We start from the raw sequence: 16,933 nt of genomic DNA on the forward strand, positions 1-16,933 counted from the left end.
CTTCTCTTCGCGCCATACGAAGAAGTTAACACGCACGACAAAAAGTTAACAGACCCTATTTATGAAATGAGTTCTAGCTATTGATTTTATTCTGACTGATGCCGAGCGTTCAGAAATGCTGCCAAGCGGAACTGCACCTCTTTTCGATAATCGAGTCGGGTGGGCGCGAACATACTTGAAGCAAGCCGGACTTCTCTATTCCGCAAAAAGAGGAATACTTCAGATCACTGACAGGGGCGCCGACCTTCTCAGGCAATCGCCGGCAAAAATTGATGTGGAGTTTCTGCGCCAGTTTAAAGAGTTCCGCGAATTCCAAGTTCGACGGCGAACAAAGGATGCGGATACGTCCGGAGTCTTGGACATTTCAACGGAAATGAGTGATCAGACCCCGGAGGACGCCTTAGCCACCGCATACAGCACCCTTCGCAACAACCTCGAAGCTGATCTACTTGAGCAGGTGAAATCAATGTCTCCTGCATTTTTCGAAAGAGTTGTTATTGATCTACTGGTTGCGATGGGGTACGGCGGTTCTCGACAGGACGCTGCGAGCGCTGTTGGAAAGAGTGGCGACGGAGGAATTGACGGCATCATCAAAGAAGACCGTCTGGGCCTCGATGTCATATATGTCCAGGCCAAGAGGTGGGATGGAACGGTTGGAAGACCAGAAATCCAGAAATTCGCCGGTGCACTGCAGGGGCAGCGTGCAAACAAAGGGGTATTCATTACCACCTCAGTTTTTTCGAAAGATGCTGAAGATTACGCAAACATAATCAGCTCCAAGATCATTCTTCTAGACGGAAAGCAGCTAGCAAAATTTATGGTTGATCATAATGTCGGCGTCGCTCAAGTCGGCGTCTACGAGATCAAAAAGATCGACTCAGATTACTTCGAAGGTGAATAGGCGTATTGTTGGATACTTGGCCCCGGCACCCTCAAACCACAGCCGCCCTGACCAACGGCTGCTCCCCCAAGGTATCCCGCATCAACATCAGCGCATGCTGAATATCTCCCCGACTGACAATCCCCCCAATACAAACACGCACAGCCTGCACCGGCGCAGTAGTCACGGCAAACGCATCCACTCCCACCACCGCCACCCCATTGGCGCGCATCTGTGCCGAGAAGGTACTGGCCTGCCATCCCCCCGGCAGCTTCACCCACAAATGAAACGCCTCCGGTTCCGAGGCATACCCATGCTCGGGCAAGATGCGGGCCGCAATCTTCTGCCGCGCCATCGACTCCTTGCGGATATTGGCCAGCGCCAGATCCGCCACGCCATCGCGTATCCAATAAGTTGCCAGGGTCGAGGTAACCGGTGAAGCCATCACCGTCGTCGCACGCAGTGCCGCCGTCAGGCGCGCCGCCGAGGCGGCATCGGGCGCCACCATATAAGCGATGCGCAAACCGGCCCCCACGGTCTTGGCCAGTCCGGTGACATAGTAGGTCAGCTCGCTGCCCATGCTGGCAATGGCCGGCGGTGCTGCACGCGGCAGGAAGCCATAGGCATCATCCTCGATGATGGCCACTTCATAGTGACGGGCGATCTCCACCAGCGCCTGGCGGCGCGATACCGAAGTCGTGCAGGTGGTCGGATTGAGCAGGGTGGGATTGCAATACAGCGCTTTCGGCGCATATTGCGCACAGGCCCCGGCAAAGGCCACCGCATCAATGCCCTCATTGTCCATCGGCAAGCCAACCAGCTTGATGTTGAGATGCCCGGCCAGGGCGCGCAGGCCGGGGTAGGTCACGTCCTCGCAACAGAGCACTCCGCCAGGTCCGACCAGCATGGTCAGGATGGCCAGCAGCGCACATTGCGCCCCCGGCGTCACCAGCACCCGTTCCGGTTCCACCACCAGCCCGCGCCGGCGCAGCCACAGCGCACCGGCTTCGCGATCCTCGGGCGAACCACCGAAATCCTGATAACGCATCAGGTCGCGCAGGCGTGCATTGACCTTGTTCCAGCCCGACTGCATCAACTCCATCAGCTCCGGCGAATCCGGCTCGGGCGGCATGTTCATCGACATGTCGACGTTGGGGCGGCCTTCAGTCAGGCGCGGGATGCGCGGGCGGCGCTTGCCGCAGACGAAGGTGCCGCGTCCCACCACCGAATCCACCAGTCCGCGCCGATGCGCTTCCGTATAGGCGCGCGCGACCGTGGTGAAGTCCAGGTCCAGCACCTCGGCCAGCTTGCGCTGCGGCGGTAGCCGCTGCTCGGGCTGCAGGTGGCCGGTGGCGACGTCCTCGGCAATCGCATTGGCGATGGCCAGATAAAGCGGGCCGCCACCTTTCTTCAATTTGGGAACCCACATGGCGCTGTTCTTGGTCATGGCAACTTCCTCGTTTCCTGACTTCAATATTGACCGTATCGACTGGTGTCATTGAATGCAATTTGCATTCCATCCAATCTCTGCCGTACAGGTACAAAATTGCACCGTCTTGCATCATCCGCGCGCAGCGCTCTGCACCAACTCAAGACGCGCCGCAACGCCAGAGTGCACAAGGGTTTGCGCGATGCTGTCCGATTGTATGGAGCGATTGAATGGATTGCTTCACATGGCCCAAAAACCATGCTGCAAGCACCGATTCGGCAAGCCGCGCAGATGCTGGATTCCATTCTGTGAGGGGAGGATTGACGGGATTTTTATGCAGTCAATTCGCACATTGACGGGGTGTTGGTGGCATGACTGATGCCTTCAATTCCAGTGTCGCGGCGAACTCGCCGGACCACTTCCCCAAGTGCAGACCAACAGCAATCGAGAGGAGTATCACCATGCCCGCAGTCACCAAAGCAGCCCACGCCCCCGGCGATTTCCTGGTGGATTATGAAGAGAAGGTGTTCGAAGACGTCAAAGCCCAGCCGGGAGAAAAAGCGCTGGTGACCTTCCATACGGTGGCCTTCGAAGGCTCGATCGGTTTCGTCAACCTGCTGCAGGCAACCCGCTTGAAGCGCAAGGGTTTCGAGACCTCCATCCTGCTCTATGGTCCCGGCGTGACGCTGGGCGTGCAGCGCGGTTTCCCCACGCTGGGGGACGAAGCCTTCCCCGGTCACCAGAACTTCAACAAGCAGATCGTCAAGTTCATGGAAGAGGGCGGCAAGGTCTACGCCTGCCGCTTCGCCCTGCAGGCGCTGTACGGCCACGGCGAGCCCTCGCTGATTCCCGGCATCCGCCCCATCAATCCGCTGGACGTGCTCGACCTGGTGCTGCTGCATCGTCGCGACAACGCCTTCATCCTCGATACCTGGACCCTGTAATGGAAAGGGGCGGCACATGAGCATCCACAAGAGAACGGTACGGGCGGCGGCGGTGCAGATCGCGCCCGACCTCGACAGCGAGCTCGGTACCATGGCCAAGGTATGCCAGGCCATTGCCGAGGCTGCCAGACAAGGCGCGCAACTGGTGGTGTTTCCGGAAACCTTCGTTCCTTACTATCCGTACTTCTCGTTCGTGCGGCCGCCCTTTGCGTCAGGTCCGGAACACCTGCTGCTCTACGAGCGTGCGGTGACGGTGCCCGGCCCCGTAACTCAGGCGGTGTCAGAAGCGGCACGCGCGCATGGCACGGTGGTGGTGCTGGGCGTCAACGAACGCGACCACGGCACGCTCTACAACACGCAACTGGTCTTCGATGCCGACGGCGAGCTGGTGCTGAAACGCCGCAAGATCACGCCGACCTATCACGAGCGCATGATCTGGGGGCAGGGCGATGCCAGCGGCCTGAAGGTGGTGCCTACCGCCGTGGGGCGCCTGGGGGCGCTGGCCTGCTGGGAACACTACAACCCGCTGGCGCGCTACAGCCTCATGGCCCAGCACGAAGAAATCCATTGCGCCCAGTTCCCCGGTTCCATGGTGGGGCAGATCTTCGCTGACCAGATGGAGGTCACCATCCGCCATCACGCACTGGAGTCGGGCTGCTTCGTCATCAATGCCACCGGCTGGCTGACCGATGAACAGATCGCCGCCATCGAGCCCGATCCCAAGGCACAGAAGGCGCTGCGCGGTGGCTGCTGTACCGCCATCGTCTCGCCGGAAGGCAAGCTGCTGGCCGAGCCCCTGCGCAGCGGCGAAGGCATCCTGGTGGCCGACCTGGACATGGAACTGGTCACCAAGCGCAAGCGCATGATGGATTCGGTCGGCCACTATGCGCGCCCCGAACTGCTGCACCTGGTGATCGATGATCGCCGTACTTCTCCCATGTCCTCGCTGTTCCCGGCGGAACAGCCTGCTCCTGTCACTCATCCTTCCGCGAGGTCCCATCATGCAGACAGCCGTCATCCAGTTGCATCCCCAGCGTCCGAGCCGCAAGGCCCCCATGGAGTTGATCTCGGAACTGCAATCCTTAGGGCTGCGTCTTGACGATCCCGGCGCCGGTGCACAGAGCCGGCGAGGCGGGGCCGGGCCGTCGGATCACAAGGCAGTCACCGTCGATGGTCATACCGTGATGATCCCGGTCCACACGGCCGGTGCCTGGTCCTCGCCCTACGTGGCGACCCAGCCCGGCGCGGATGGCGCCTCGCGCATCCTGCGCGATGGCGTGGAGGTGGGCGTGGTGTCCTTCCCGCGCCAGCCGCGCTTCTACAAGATGCAGACCTTCGACGGCATCCCCTACGGCAAGATCGCTACCCTGCACGGCGCCGACGTGCTGGCCACCACTATCCTGCAAAGCTGCATCCGCTATGAGAGCCGCCGCAAGTCCTGCCAGTTCTGCGCCATCGGGCAGTCGCTCGCGGCCGGCCGCACCATCCTGCGCAAGACCCCCGAGCAACTCGGTGAAGTGGCGCGCGCGGCAGTGTTGCTGGATGGCGTCAGGCACATGGTCATGACCACCGGCACGCCCAATGCCACGGACCGGGGCGCGCAGATCCTGTGCGAAAGCGCCTTCGGTGTGAAGTCGGCGGTGAACCTCCCCATCCAGGGACAGTGCGAGCCGCCCGACGACGATGCCTGGTTCCGGCGCATGCACGATGCCGGCATCGATACGCTGGGCATGCACCTGGAGGCGGTCACGCCCGAGGTGCGCCAGCGCATCATGCCGGGCAAGGCCACCGTGCCGGTGCAACGCTACATGGACGCCTTTGCTGCCGCCGTCGAGGTCTTCGGGCGTGGCCAGGTCAGCACCTACATCCTGGCCGGCCTGGGCGACAGCGACGAGGCCATCCTGCGCATGAGCGAGCAGTTGATCGCGCTGGGCGTCTATCCCTTCGTGGTGCCCTTCGTACCCATCTCGGGCACGCCGTTAGAAGACCATCCTTCCCCCGATGCCGCCGCCATGCGCCGCCTGCTCGCACCGCTGGCAGAGATGCTGGAGAACGCCGGCATGCGCTCAGGCGATGCCAAGGCAGGTTGCGGCAAGTGCGGCGCCTGTTCATCTCTGTCTGCGTTCGAAAGGAAATGACATGAGCGACGTAGCCGAAAAAAACGCACTGGCACAGGAAGTTCAGGCCCGCGGCGTGCGCATCAAGCTGGCGCTGGACCGGTGGGAGCGCGAAGAAGCACGTCGCTTGCGCCGTGACGTTTTCTGCACCGAGCAGGGGGTCTTCCGCGACGATGATACCGATGCCATCGATGACATTGCCATGCCCATTGTGGCCGTGCTGGAACACGATGACGGTTGTCGTGAAGTCGTAGGAACGGTGCGCATCCACGAATCTGCGGCAGGTGTCTGGCACGGTTCGCGCCTGGCCGTGGCGCAGCATGCGCGCCGTATCGGTTCGGTCGGCAGCGGCCTCATCAGGCTGGCCGTCTGCACCGCCCATGCGCATGGTTGCCATACTTTCCTGGCCCAGGTGCAGAGCCAGAATGCAGAGCTGTTCCGGCGTCTGCACTGGCACACCCTGGCCGAGATCGAAGTGCACGGGCTGCCGCATCATCAGATGCAGGCGGACCTGGGCTTTTATCCGCCCATCAGTGACGGCGATATCGGTTTCCTGGTGGGTGGCCGCGAGGAGCGCCGGCCATGAACGCGCGCGACACCTCGTCCTCGCTGGCGCAGATCGTGCAGGATCTGCGCGCCTCGCGCGGCATCGCCCACAAGCGCGATATCGACGCGGTGGTGCAGGCTTTGCCGCTGGCGCCGGCCATGCAGCACCAGGGCCATACGCTGGCCGTGGGCGATGATTGCGCAGCCATTCCCGATGGCGATGGCTACCTGCTCTTTGCCATCGAAGGCTTCATCAACGAGTTCGTCCAACAGCAGCCGTGGTTTGCCGGTTACTGCGGGGTGATGGTCAACGTCAGCGACATCTACGCCATGGGCGGCCGTCCGCTGGCGGTGGTCGATGCCCTGTGGAGCCGTGGCGGCGAGGCCGCGCAGCCCATCCTCGCCGGACTGACCGAGGGGGCGCGCGTGTATGGCGTACCGCTGGTGGGCGGGCACAGCAATCGCCGCAATGACCGCGAGCAGCTGTCGGTGTCCATCATCGGCCGGGCCAGGCGCCTGCTGACCAGTTTCGATGCCCGCAGCGGAGAACACCTGGTGGCCGCCATCGATCTGCGCGGCCGCTTCCAGGAACCCTATGCCTACTGGAACGCCAGTACCGGCGCGCCCGCCGAGCGCCTGCGCGCCGACCTTGAATTGCTGCCCGAACTGGCCGAGCAGGGCCTGGCGCGCGCCGCCAAGGACATCAGCATGGCCGGCGTGATCGGTACCGCCCTGATGCTGCTGGAGTGTTCCGGCAAGGGTGCGGTGATTGACCTGGATGCTTTGCCTTGTCCGCCGCGAGTGGATTTCACGCGCTGGCTCACGGCTTTCCCCAGCTACGGTTTTCTGCTCAGCGTGGCCGACGATGACCTGCCTGAGGTCTTGGCGCGCTTTGCGGCACGCGACATCGCGGCCGCCTCCATCGGGCGCATCGACGACAGCGGCCAGCTCGATCTGTGCATGCAAGGGCAGCGCCTGCCGTTCTGGAATCTCAATGACGAAGCGCTGATCGGCTGCGCTTTGCGCCGGGAGGCATGAATGCAGCTGTCATCACACCTGCGCATCGCCATGCTGACCCATTCCGTCAACCCGCGCGGCGGCGTGGTGCATGCGCTGCAACTGGCGGAGAGCTTGCAGGCGCTGGGTCACGAGACCACGCTGTTCGCGCCCGATGCACGCGGCCGTGGACTGTTCCGGCGCGCCGCCTGCACCTTCCATGCGGTGCCGGGGCCGGTGTATTGCGCGGACGTGGCCGACATGGTGCGCCAGCGCATCGATGATTACCTGCACTGCTTCGAGCAGATCGACATGGCGCGCTTCGATATCTGCCATGCCCAGGATTCCATCAGCGCCAATGCGCTGGCCACGTTGACGGAGCGCGGCGTGATCGACGGCTATGTGCGCACCGTACACCATCTCGACCAGTTCGACGATGTGCGGCTGCATGACTGGCAGGAGCGCGGCTATCGCGCTGCCGACCTGGTGCTGTGCGTCAGCCGCACCTGGCAGGACATCCTGCAGCGCGAGCACGGCATCCGTGCCGAGCTGGTCGCCAATGGCGTCGACATGGCACGCTACGCTCCCCGCCAGGGGCTGCATGAGCAGACTCTGCGTCAGTCGCTTGGCCTGGTCGGTGCGCCTTTGCTGCTGGCCGTGGGCGGCGTGGAGCCGCGCAAGAATACGCTGGGCATCCTGCAGGCCTTCCTGCGCCTGCGCCGCGTCTACCCGCAGGCGCAACTGGTCATTGCGGGCGGCGCCAGCGTGCTCGATCACGCCGGCTACCAGCGCGCGTTTCAGGCCGAGCTGGAGGCAGCGTCCCTGCCTGCCGGGGTCGTGCGCATTCTGGGCGAGGTGGCGGATGCCGACATGCCTGCACTGTTCCGCTGTGCCGATGCGCTGGTGTTTCCTTCCCTGAAGGAGGGCTTCGGCCTGGTGGTGCTGGAGGCCATGGCCAGCGGCGTGCCGGTGGTGGTCTCGCGCATCGCGCCCTTTACCGAATATCTCGATGGCGACTGCTGTGCCTGGGTCGATCCGAATGATCCCGCTGCGATTGCTGCGGGCATCGCCCACGCACTGGACCCGGCTGCGCGCATGGCCATGGTGGAGGCGGGTGCGGACGTGTGCGCGCGTTTTTCGTGGGCGCGCTCGGCAAGCCGCCATGTGACGCTTTATGAAAATTTCATCAGCCGCTGTCCAGCAGCGGCCTCATTCCAAGAGGAACACCATGCCTGAAATGCACTTTCGTGTCCGCTGGCCGGACGATACCGTCACCGATTGCTACTCGCCTTCGCTGGTGGTCAAGGAACACCTGGAGGCTGGCCGCACCTATGCCCTGGCCGAGTTCGTCGAGCGTAGTGCCACGGCACTGAACATCGGCAGCGAGCGGGTGCGGCAGAAGTATGGCTTTGCCTGCTCATCGGCGCTGGACCAGTTGCGCCGCATCGAAGAAACGGCGGCTCGCTTCGAGAGCACTGCCGATCCCGTGGTCCGGGTTGAGTCCTTCATTCCCTGATCAGGCCCTGATCACCTCGTCACCGACTTTCCATTCAACACGACATCACTGCAAGAGGAACACCATGTCCACCCAAGCCCAAGGCGCAGCGCGCCATCACGGCGTCATCATCATCGGCGGCGGCCAGGCTGGCCTGTCCATCAGCTGGTACCTGAAGCAGGCCGGCATCGATCACCTGGTGCTGGAAAAACACCGGGTCGGCCACGCCTGGCGCCATGAGCGCTGGGACACGTTCTGCCTGGTCACGCCCAACTGGCAATGCAATCTGCCCGGCTATCCTTATCGCGGCGACGATCCCTACGGTTTCATGAAGAAAGACGAGATCGTGGCCTACCTCGATGGCTTCGTAGCCAGCTTCCAGCCACCGGTGCGCGAAGGCGTGACCGTCGAGAAGCTCCGGCGCGTGGGCGAGCGCTGGCACATCACCGCCAGCGATGGCGCCTACACGGCCGATCAGGTGGTGGTCGCCGTCGGCGGCTATCATATCCCGGTGGTGCCGCGCGCGGCCGAGCGCCTGCCGGCCGACATCGTGCAGATCCACTCCAGCCAGTACCTCAATGCGCAATCGTTGCCGGAGGGCGAAGTGCTGGTGGTCGGCACCGGCCAGTCCGGCTGCCAGATCGCCGAAGACTTGCACCTGGCCGGTCGCCGCGTGCACCTCGGCGTGGGTGAGGCACCGCGCGTGGCGCGCACCTATCGCGGCAAGGACGTGGTGGAATGGCTGGACAAGATGAAGTACTACGATCTCCCCGTGGACCAGCACCCGCTGGGCACGGGCGTGCGCGAGAAGACCAATCACTACGTGACCGGGCGCGATGGCGGACGCGACATCGACCTGCGCAAGTTCGCGCTGGAAGGCATGCAGCTCTACGGCAAGTTCGAAGGACTGGAAGGCGACGTGGTACGTTTCGGTGGCGGTCTCAAGGGCTATCTCGACGAAGCCGATGCGGTCTCCGAAAGCATCAAGGACAGCATCGACAAGTTCATCGCCGCGCAGCAGATCGAGGCGCCCACGGAGGCGCGCTACGTGCCCGTGTGGCAGCCTCCGGCAGAGGAACTGCGCACGCTGGATTTGCGCGGGCGCGACATCTCGGCGGTGGTGTGGTGCATTGGTTTTCGTACCGATTTCAGCTGGATCGCCGAGCCCATCTTTGACGGTCGTGGCTATCCCGGCCATGAGCGCGGCGTGACGGCTGCCCCCGGTCTGTACTTCCTCGGCTTGCCGTGGCAATACACCTGGGGATCGGGTCGCTTCTCGGGCATCGACCGTGATGCGCGCTACCTGTTCGATCACATCACGGCCTTGCGCACCCAGGCCGGCCAGCCGACGCTGTCGCAAGCCGCCTGAGCCTGAGCGAGAGACGCGTGCGTCGGCCAGCGTCAAACTGCCTTTGCGACTGTCTCTCCGTTAGCTTCTAGCTGTCGTGGCATTGTGGCCGTCCGCTCAGGAGGGCGACCTGCTGAGACAAGCGTTCGCGCAGCAGGGTTTGCCATTGCTGATCGAGGCAATCTGCAAGCTCGTCAAAGCTGGCCGTGATGCGTACCAGCAGCTTGTCGAGCCAAGTTGCGGCCTCCTCGCGACTGGCAAATCCGAAACGATGGGCGTCAGCCAGAACGGCGTCTCGGGAAATGTCGAAGCGCCCCTGTGATAGCTGCATGTGCAGACGGGCGGGCGTTTCCACCGGGTTCGGCACCACGTCAAACGCGGGTGCGAGGCGCCAGCGGCGTTCGTCTTCCTGATAGACGATCGCATGATTGCGCACATGGTCATCATCGTTGCCGCAGACGGCATTGAACACCATGCGCCCAAACAGTTCGATACGGTCTTCACTTGGCGCACCCGCCAACCTGAGTTCTTCGGCCAGACGCGGATAGCTCCAGCGGTCCGTCTCGTGACGCCCCGGATATTCAGCCTGCAGCAAGGAGGCGGCGCTCACGCACATGTGGCGTTGCTGACCTGTGCGGTCAAACCTGAGAACCCGTACCGTCTTTCTGCCGCCGGCTTGGGCGTGATAGACGGTTTCGGCAAAGTGCAATCCACTGGCCCTACCCCATTGCTGCCCGACGTGCTCAAGCAGGGGAACAGGGCCAGCGTCTGTGGCAATCTCCGGCTTGATCAGCCAAAACTGGCCGTTGTCGCCTCGCACCGTCGCCTTGGGCCGCGCACCGCCGACGCTGGCGGTCTGGACCAGCCGTTTGCGAAGGCTGGCACGGATGGCAGGACGATGCTCCGCCAGTGCTGCCAGTTCTTCAATCACCTCATTGAGTTGAGGCAGGCCAGGCGTGTTGATTTGCGCACCGGGCGGCTTGGTACTTGTGCCCACGGCGAGCGCCCCCCAGCGGTCCAGATTGCTGGCCTTGAGCAGGTATTGCAGCGGCGGAGCATCTTCCGAAAGATTGTGCGCGCGGCGCAGCAGCGCTTGCCCCCAGGCATCCGGGCAGGCGTCGCGTAACACGTCATGCAGACCTTGATACCGTTGTGCCCGGAAATCCCTATCCGGCAAAAACTTCAAGTTCTGCGGGTCAATGGTCCAGGTATGCCCGGCCTCGATGTAAGAGGGGGCATACCTGAAAAATCCTTCGCCAGGACCGCCCGTCTTGTACCGGCCAACGGTGACCCACTGGCCATTGTCGGGACGCTGCAGATAGACATAGACCGGTTTAGAAATAGTCATCGTCGTCGGCTCCCTTTTTCTCCCGGCTGGTTCTGACACGCTGACCGTAGTCTCCTTGCCAAAGCTCGGCAGGCAATGCCGGTACGGCCTGGTCGAACAGGCCCAGCGCAAGAAGCGCAGTCAGATAGGCGCCCACGCCGGCACCGGGATCGCCTTTTTCCATCCTGGCCAGCGTCACCCGCGAGATTCCCAGCCGGGCAGACAGATCATTGGCAGTGATGCGCTGGCGCAGGCGCTGGGTGGCAATACATTTGCCCCAGGTCGTCAGACGTTCCTGTACCAGCGTTGGCCAGTCTTGCGCCGTGGAGAGTTTCTTGGGCATGCTTTTCTCCGTTCATAGATGTGACATTATAAGGGTTAATGAATTATCTATGTTCGTCTATCATTCATTGTTTGTATTATAGATGTAACCTTATATGATTTAATGTCATCTCTATGATGCGCATGATATTGACTCCTTACCGCCTCACCCTCCCTTTGTCATGGCGATACGGCAGCTGCTGCAATTCATCCAGGTCGGCATGGTTCCAGCACACCCCGATGGCTGTAATGCCTTCGCGCATGTTGCGCAACAGATGGCGGTGCCGGGGAAGTGATCATCTTTGGTCCGGGCTTTTCGCAGATGACTTTGGCGCTTCCTCTCACCATGCCGGGCATCCTCATCAGCCTGTGCGGATCGATGATCTCGGTGAGTTCCGTGACTATCTCATCGCGCCCCCCATCTCTCCTGCCAAACAGGAAACAGGCCCCAATCTCCCACTCAGCTCATCTGCTCATCCTACCTCTGCGCGCGCTATAGTTGGCGCACTCTGACTCATCGACCTCCTACCGTGCCAAGATGAAAAACCACGCCATGGATTACCTGCCCCGCATGGTGATTTTCTCCCGCGTCGTCGAGCTGGGGGCCTTTTCCAAGGCCGCTCGCGAACTGGGACTGACCTCTTCCTCGGTCAGCCAGCACATCAGTGCGCTCGAATCCATTCTCGGTACCACCCTGCTGCACCGGACCACCCGCAAGCTCAGCCTGACCGAAGCCGGCCAGGGTTTCTATGCCCACTGCGCACGCATCGTTGCTCTGGCCAACGAGGCCCGCGATGCCACCGAGAGCCTGCACAAGGAACTGGTGGGTGAACTGCGTATCGCCGCCTCCAGCTTCATGGCTCCCGAATACCTGGTGCCCGCCCTGGAACATTTCATCCGCAGCCATCCCCAGCTGCGCATCAGCATCGACGTCTGCGATCACAACGTCGATCTCATGGATCACAGCGTCGACCTGGCCCTGCGCGTTGGCAAGACACCCGGCCCCGCCGATATCCCGCTGGCCCGCATGCAAGCCGTGCTGTGCGCGGCACCGGCCTACCTGACGGGGCGGCCACCGATTCGTCGCCCCGAGGATCTGCTGCAACAGCAGATGCTGTTCTTCACCCCCCATGCGCCCGATGCCATCGTCGAGCTCACGCTCCACCATCGCACCGGGCAGTGCGCGCAGATGCGGCTCAGTCCACGCATCACCGCCAACCACGCACGTTCGGTGCGGCAGCTGGCGCTCCAGGGACACGGTATCGGCCGCTTCCTGCGCAGCAAGGTACAAGCCGATCTGGAGGCAGGGCGGCTGGTCGAGGTGCTGCCGGAGTGGTCACTGGAGGGATTCTGGGCCTTCATCACCACCCGCCACCGTGACGCGGTGCCCGCCAAGATCCTGGCCTGCATTGCGCAGATCGAGGAATATTTCGCACGTCGGCATCCGCCTGAAGACGGAGATCGGCCGGCGCGGTGAGGTCAGACTCTCTTCGCATTGTTCAATTTGATTAACGAGTTCATTCGTAAAAGGACGGCTAATCAAATTGTCCTGCTTGTAATACAGTTCCCCTGTCGTTCCCTGTCGGTCAGGTGTCGGGGGGCACTGCGGGCGAAAGCTCGCGCCGGCGCTGCGTCACCGTGGAGGGGGTTTTCGGTGTGCAGCACTGTAGAGGGAAGAGGGCGATGCCGAACCATCGCAGGATGCACCCGACTTTCCTCTCCGGGACGACCGTCAATGGACAGATCAGGCATCTGCTCGGCATCGTGATCGACATTGGCATCAACGGCTCCCGCCAGTCCCGCGCGGGTCCGTGTTCGTCTCTCCATAGTCCCCTCTTGCATGAGTAAAAGGCATTGAAGCCTCAGAAATAATCGTTTTATTCCGACCCCAAGCTGCCCTTACCATGAGGCTATCTCATAGTCACCCGGTCAAAGGCACGCAAATGACGATCTCCGCGCAGCACAGCAATCTCCATCAACTCCTGCTTTCCCACTACGGCGACGAGGCCCTGGTGCAGCGCCAGTTCGCGCGCCTGGAAGTCCCTGCCTCGACCCTGCGTCCGGCAGCCGCCGAGGTCTCGCGCCTGGAACTGGCGCAGGCCCTGAACATGCTGCTCTTCGAAGGCCTGCTGCAACAGGTCGCCACCGGTCGTGACTACGTGGCCGATGCCGAGCGCGAGGGCGTGAAGATCTGCTTCGACCACGGTGCCGTGCGTACCGTGCGCCTGGGCCGCGACAGCGGCTTCCCCGATGGCGAGACGCTCTTCACCAGCGTGCTGCTGCCGCTGGGCTACCAGCAGACCGGCACCTACCCGCTGGCGCGCATCAAGATGACCGGCCGCGTCTATACCCACATCGACGACGCCGAACAGATCGCCCAGTTCTTCGTGAGCGAACTGCATCCGGAACAGTTCTCGCCCCGATTCCAGCAGACCGTCGACGCCGTGCTGGCCACCTCGCGCAATCCGCTCTCCGATGAGGTGCTGGCCCTCCTGGCCAAGCTCTCCGCACAAGGCAAGCTGGGCATGGACGAGGCCAGGCGCCTGCTGCCCGCGATGCTCAAGTGCTTCGCCCGCCATCACGACCTGCCGACCCTGGCGCAATACGAAACGCTCAAGGCCGAATCCGCCGAGATGGCCTGGATCTCCACCGAGGGGAACGCCTTCAATCACGCCACCGACCGCGTCACCGACGTGGTCGCCACCGCCGAACGCCAGCGCCAGCTGGGCCGTCCCATCAAGGACCAGGTGGAAGTCTCGCGCAATGGCCGCGTGCGCCAGACCGCCTTCCGTGCGGTCAAGGTCGATTACCAGCTGCAGGGTGAGGATGGCCAGCCGGTCGCCGTCACCGTGCCGGGTTCGTTCTACGAATTCATCTCGCGTGACTATTTCGCCGACGAGGCCGGCCAGCGCAAGCTGGACCTGACGTTTGACAGCGGCAACGCGCAAGGCATCTTCAAGATGACCGAGGCGGTGGCCCCCGGTGCGGCCAGCGACGAGGCGGCCAGTGTCTGCTGACGCCGCGCTGGCGCGCCTGCAGGACCTGCTGGGCAACGCCGGCCTGATCACCTCTGCGCCCGAGCGCCAGCCCTATGAGCACGGCCCGCGCTATGGGGCCGGACAGGCCCTGTGCGTGGCGCGTCCGGCCAATGTGGCCGAGGCCGCCGAGCTCATGCGCCTGTGCGCCGCCGAGAATATCCGGCTGATCCCGCAGGGCGCCAACACCGGCCTGGTCGGTGCGGCTTCGCCTGATAGTTCAGGGTTGCAACTAATCCTCAGCATGGAGCGCATCAAGGGCGTGATCGATATCGATCCGGTCGATGGCGTGGTCCAGGCCTGGGCCGGCACCCGCCTGTCGGACCTGAACCAGGCGCTGGCCCCGCACGGCCTGTGCTTCCCCATCGACCTGGGAGCCGATCCCTCGGTGGGCGGCATGCTGGCCGCCAACACCGGCGGCGCGCGCCTGATCCGCTATGGCGACGTGCGCCACAACACCTTGGGCCTGCAAGCCCTGTTGATGCAGCCGCCCGGTGAACTGCTGGAGATGGGCAACCGCCTGCACAAGAACAATACCGGCCCGGACTGGAAACAGCTCTTCATCGGCACGGCCGGCAGCTATGGCATCGTCACCCAGGCGGTGCTGCGCGCGCATCCGCTGCCGCGCCAGCGCGCTACCGCCTTGATCGTGCCGGCCTCGCTGGAAGCGGGTTTGCGCCTGCTGCAGGATGCCCAGACACAGTTCGCCGATTTCCTCTCGGCCTTTGAGGGCATCTCGCGCAATGCGCTGGCCTCCGTCTTGCGCCACCTGCCGCAGGTGAACGCACCCTTTGATCCAATTCCGGACTATGCCTTGCTGGTGGAAGTGAGTTCGTCCTCGCAGGCCAGCGAGCACTTCGATCTCGACAAGCTTTTCATGGCCTGGCTGGAGCGTCACTTCGACGATGCCATCGTCGATGCCGTAGTCGACAAGCCCGAGACGCTGTGGCGTCTGCGCCATGCCATCAGCGACAGCGTCAAGCAGGAAGGCAAGATCGTCGCCTTCGACATCTCGGTCTCGCGCTCGCGCATGCCGGCCTTCCGCGCGCAAGCACTGGCCCTGGTGGCGCGTGACTTCGCCGGTGCCGAGGTATTCGACTTCGGTCACTGGGGCGACGGTGGCGTGCACTTCAACCTCGCCATCGCACCGGCACATCAGCCGCAGTTCCCGCCGGAACGCATCGAAGCCTTGCGCACCGCGCTCTATGACTTGGTTGCAAAAAGTTACCAAGGCAGCTTCAGCGCCGAGCATGGCATCGGTCCCTTCAACCAGCATTACTACCAGCGCTACACGCAGCCCGCACAACGCGCACTGGCCGGCCGTGTGCAAGCGGTGTTCGATCCGCACTGCCTGCTGGGCAATACGCGTTTCACATGACGCGTGCCGGCCACGCTGGAGAGGAGGGCGGACCATTTGCTATAGTGCGGGGTCCGTCATCTTCTGCCCCGCCTTCAGCCAGCGGCATCCGTCCCATGCGTCGTTTCATCCCGTCAACGTCCTGCCTGATTGCCTTTGACACCTCGGCACGGCACATGTCGTTCACCAAGGCGGCCAATGAATTGCACATGACGCAGGGCGCAGTGAGTCGCCAGGTGGCGATCCTGGAGGAGTACCTCAACGTCAAGCTGTTCGAGCGCATCAACCGCCGCCTGATCCTCACCGAGGCCGGGCGCGACTATGCGTCCCAGGTCTCCACCATCCTGAAGCAGATCGAGATGGCGACCTTCCAGGTCATGACCTACAACAGCCTGGCCAGCGTGCTCAACCTGGCCATCCTCCCGACCTTCGGCGTGAAGTGGCTGATTCCGCGCCTGGCCAAGTTTGCCGCCGCCCATCCGGACGTCCTGCTGAACCTGAGCACGGAAGTGCTGCCCTTCGATTTCAATACGCGCCAGGTGGATGCCGCCATCCACTTTGGCGAACCCGACTGGCCCGATACGGTCATGGTGCGCCTGATGGGCGAGGAAGTGGTGCCGGTCTGCAGCAAGGCGCTGGCCGAACGTCTGCGCACGGTGGATGACCTGGCCAACGTCACGCTGCTGCAGCACACCACGCGTCCGCAGGCGTGGCAGGACTGGTTCCGCCACGTCGGCGTGGATTGCCCCAATGCCTTGTCGGGGCCGCGTTTCGAGCAACTGGCCATGGTCATCCAGGCCGCCGTGGCCGGCATGGGCGTGGCGCTCATGCCCAAGTTCATGGTCGAGACCGAGATCAGCCTGGGGCAACTGCATGTGCCTTTCGCGCTGGCGGTCAAGAGCCCGCAATCCTATTACCTCGTCTATCCCGAAAAGAATGCCGGCAAGGCCGCCATCCTCAAGTTCCGTGAGTGGATTCTGAGCGAAGCGCAGGGAGGGTGAGGCCCCTCGTGCATGTGCATCGATTCGGTGCGCGAATTTCCCAGGCTGACTAAAACTCATGCCCGCGCGGTTTGCATGCGCGCGCTGGTGATCCTCCCGGCGCGCCGTGAATGGCGCGCAAGCGGCCTCCCGAGCGG

16 protein-coding genes are annotated in these 16,933 nt (G+C 63.0%); 13 read left to right on the forward strand and 3 right to left on the reverse strand.

Annotation, left to right across the window (positions count from 1 at the left end; translation table 11 throughout):
• Window positions 1-79 precede the first annotated feature (79 nt).
• The gene (locus HWE01_RS22935; protein ID WP_349641004.1) at window positions 80-901 is read left to right on the forward strand and encodes a restriction endonuclease; all 822 of its coding nucleotides are present in this window, start codon (window positions 80-82) and stop codon (window positions 899-901) included.
• A 31-nt stretch (window positions 902-932) separates the two neighbouring features.
• Here HWE01_RS22935 and HWE01_RS14740 read toward each other — a convergent pair whose 3' ends face one another.
• Window positions 933-2,327, reverse strand: a complete 1,395-nt coding sequence (locus HWE01_RS14740) for an aminotransferase-like domain-containing protein (RefSeq protein ID WP_241822197.1) — start codon at window positions 2,325-2,327, stop codon at window positions 933-935.
• A 443-nt stretch (window positions 2,328-2,770) separates the two neighbouring features.
• Between HWE01_RS14740 and HWE01_RS14745 the strand changes: the two genes are divergently transcribed.
• The 8 genes from HWE01_RS14745 (at window position 2,771) to HWE01_RS14780 (ending at window position 9,776) form a co-directional block, all read left to right on the forward strand.
• Window positions 2,771-3,253 carry an MSMEG_0572/Sll0783 family nitrogen starvation response protein gene (locus HWE01_RS14745; RefSeq protein WP_006463016.1) on the forward strand — a complete coding sequence of 161 codons (483 nt, stop codon included), beginning with the start codon at window positions 2,771-2,773 and terminating at the stop codon, window positions 3,251-3,253.
• A 16-nt stretch (window positions 3,254-3,269) separates the two neighbouring features.
• Window positions 3,270-4,352, forward strand: coding sequence for a Nit6803 family nitrilase (locus HWE01_RS14750; protein ID WP_241822198.1), 1,083 nt, complete (start codon window positions 3,270-3,272; stop codon window positions 4,350-4,352).
• Window positions 4,309-5,391: an MSMEG_0568 family radical SAM protein gene (locus HWE01_RS14755; RefSeq protein ID WP_008325832.1), complete on the forward strand. Its 1,083-nt coding sequence runs from the start codon at window positions 4,309-4,311 to the stop codon at window positions 5,389-5,391. Before HWE01_RS14750 ends, HWE01_RS14755 begins: the two co-directional genes overlap by 44 nt.
• Before the next feature lies 1 nt (window position 5,392).
• Window positions 5,393-5,956: an MSMEG_0567/Sll0786 family nitrogen starvation N-acetyltransferase gene (locus HWE01_RS14760; protein WP_008325833.1), complete on the forward strand. Its 564-nt coding sequence runs from the start codon at window positions 5,393-5,395 to the stop codon at window positions 5,954-5,956.
• The gene (locus tag HWE01_RS14765) at window positions 5,953-6,954 is read left to right on the forward strand and encodes a sll0787 family AIR synthase-like protein (protein WP_241822199.1); all 1,002 of its coding nucleotides are present in this window, start codon (window positions 5,953-5,955) and stop codon (window positions 6,952-6,954) included. The genes HWE01_RS14760 and HWE01_RS14765 overlap by 4 nt, the downstream gene beginning before the upstream one ends.
• On the forward strand, window positions 6,955-8,148 hold the full coding sequence (locus HWE01_RS14770) for an MSMEG_0565 family glycosyltransferase (RefSeq protein ID WP_241822200.1): 1,194 nt from the start codon (window positions 6,955-6,957) through the stop codon (window positions 8,146-8,148).
• Window positions 8,141-8,428, forward strand: coding sequence for an MSMEG_0570 family nitrogen starvation response protein (locus tag HWE01_RS14775; protein ID WP_175342710.1), 288 nt, complete (start codon window positions 8,141-8,143; stop codon window positions 8,426-8,428). Before HWE01_RS14770 ends, HWE01_RS14775 begins: the two co-directional genes overlap by 8 nt.
• Before the next feature lie 64 nt (window positions 8,429-8,492).
• Window positions 8,493-9,776, forward strand: a complete 1,284-nt coding sequence (locus tag HWE01_RS14780) for an MSMEG_0569 family flavin-dependent oxidoreductase (protein WP_241822201.1) — start codon at window positions 8,493-8,495, stop codon at window positions 9,774-9,776.
• A 67-nt stretch (window positions 9,777-9,843) separates the two neighbouring features.
• Here the strand turns inward: HWE01_RS14780 and HWE01_RS14785 are convergent, their stop codons facing one another.
• Both HWE01_RS14785 and HWE01_RS14790 read right to left on the reverse strand, forming a co-directional pair.
• Complete coding sequence (locus HWE01_RS14785) at window positions 9,844-11,103, reverse strand: type II toxin-antitoxin system HipA family toxin (RefSeq protein ID WP_241822202.1); 1,260 nt, start codon at window positions 11,101-11,103, stop codon at window positions 9,844-9,846.
• On the reverse strand, window positions 11,090-11,425 hold the full coding sequence (locus HWE01_RS14790; protein WP_241822203.1) for a helix-turn-helix domain-containing protein: 336 nt from the start codon (window positions 11,423-11,425) through the stop codon (window positions 11,090-11,092). The genes HWE01_RS14785 and HWE01_RS14790 overlap by 14 nt, the downstream gene beginning before the upstream one ends.
• Before the next feature lie 531 nt (window positions 11,426-11,956).
• On the opposite strand from HWE01_RS14790, the gene HWE01_RS14795 reads away from it, so the two are divergent.
• The 4 genes from HWE01_RS14795 to gcvA all read left to right on the forward strand — a co-directional run bounded on the left by HWE01_RS14795 (window position 11,957) and on the right by gcvA (window position 16,796).
• The gene (locus HWE01_RS14795; RefSeq protein WP_008325841.1) at window positions 11,957-12,880 is read left to right on the forward strand and encodes a LysR family transcriptional regulator; all 924 of its coding nucleotides are present in this window, start codon (window positions 11,957-11,959) and stop codon (window positions 12,878-12,880) included.
• A 466-nt stretch (window positions 12,881-13,346) separates the two neighbouring features.
• Window positions 13,347-14,420 carry a DUF1338 domain-containing protein gene (locus HWE01_RS14800; protein WP_241822204.1) on the forward strand — a complete coding sequence of 358 codons (1,074 nt, stop codon included), beginning with the start codon at window positions 13,347-13,349 and terminating at the stop codon, window positions 14,418-14,420.
• The gene (locus HWE01_RS14805; protein WP_241822205.1) at window positions 14,410-15,816 is read left to right on the forward strand and encodes an FAD-binding oxidoreductase; all 1,407 of its coding nucleotides are present in this window, start codon (window positions 14,410-14,412) and stop codon (window positions 15,814-15,816) included. Before HWE01_RS14800 ends, HWE01_RS14805 begins: the two co-directional genes overlap by 11 nt.
• Window positions 15,817-15,911: 95 nt before the next feature.
• Window positions 15,912-16,796 carry a transcriptional regulator GcvA gene (gcvA, locus tag HWE01_RS14810; RefSeq protein ID WP_175342713.1) on the forward strand — a complete coding sequence of 295 codons (885 nt, stop codon included), beginning with the start codon at window positions 15,912-15,914 and terminating at the stop codon, window positions 16,794-16,796.
• Window positions 16,797-16,933: the final 137 nt, after the last annotated feature.

This window comes from Herbaspirillum sp. C7C8 (assembly GCF_022627875.1).
GTDB lineage: Bacteria > Pseudomonadota > Gammaproteobacteria > Burkholderiales > Burkholderiaceae_D > Herbaspirillum.

Excerpts from the sequence above, each read along its gene's own strand:
- HWE01_RS14740 (WP_241822197.1), bottom strand. The coding sequence starts at position 2,327 with ATGACCAAGAACAGCGCCATGTGGGTTCCCAAATTGAAGAAAGGTGGC.
- HWE01_RS14745 (WP_006463016.1), top strand. The coding sequence starts at position 2,771 with ATGCCCGCAGTCACCAAAGCAGCCCACGCCCCCGGCGATTTCCTGGTG.
- HWE01_RS14750 (WP_241822198.1), top strand. The coding sequence starts at position 3,270 with ATGAGCATCCACAAGAGAACGGTACGGGCGGCGGCGGTGCAGATCGCG.
- HWE01_RS14755 (WP_008325832.1), top strand. The coding sequence starts at position 4,309 with ATGGAGTTGATCTCGGAACTGCAATCCTTAGGGCTGCGTCTTGACGAT.
- HWE01_RS14760 (WP_008325833.1), top strand. The coding sequence starts at position 5,393 with ATGAGCGACGTAGCCGAAAAAAACGCACTGGCACAGGAAGTTCAGGCC.
- HWE01_RS14765 (WP_241822199.1), top strand. The coding sequence starts at position 5,953 with ATGAACGCGCGCGACACCTCGTCCTCGCTGGCGCAGATCGTGCAGGAT.
- HWE01_RS14770 (WP_241822200.1), top strand. The coding sequence starts at position 6,955 with ATGCAGCTGTCATCACACCTGCGCATCGCCATGCTGACCCATTCCGTC.
- HWE01_RS14775 (WP_175342710.1), top strand. The coding sequence starts at position 8,141 with ATGCCTGAAATGCACTTTCGTGTCCGCTGGCCGGACGATACCGTCACC.
- HWE01_RS14780 (WP_241822201.1), top strand. The coding sequence starts at position 8,493 with ATGTCCACCCAAGCCCAAGGCGCAGCGCGCCATCACGGCGTCATCATC.
- HWE01_RS14785 (WP_241822202.1), bottom strand. The coding sequence starts at position 11,103 with ATGACTATTTCTAAACCGGTCTATGTCTATCTGCAGCGTCCCGACAAT.
- HWE01_RS14790 (WP_241822203.1), bottom strand. The coding sequence starts at position 11,425 with ATGCCCAAGAAACTCTCCACGGCGCAAGACTGGCCAACGCTGGTACAG.
- HWE01_RS14795 (WP_008325841.1), top strand. The coding sequence starts at position 11,957 with ATGGATTACCTGCCCCGCATGGTGATTTTCTCCCGCGTCGTCGAGCTG.
- HWE01_RS14800 (WP_241822204.1), top strand. The coding sequence starts at position 13,347 with ATGACGATCTCCGCGCAGCACAGCAATCTCCATCAACTCCTGCTTTCC.
- gcvA (WP_175342713.1), top strand. The coding sequence starts at position 15,912 with ATGCGTCGTTTCATCCCGTCAACGTCCTGCCTGATTGCCTTTGACACC.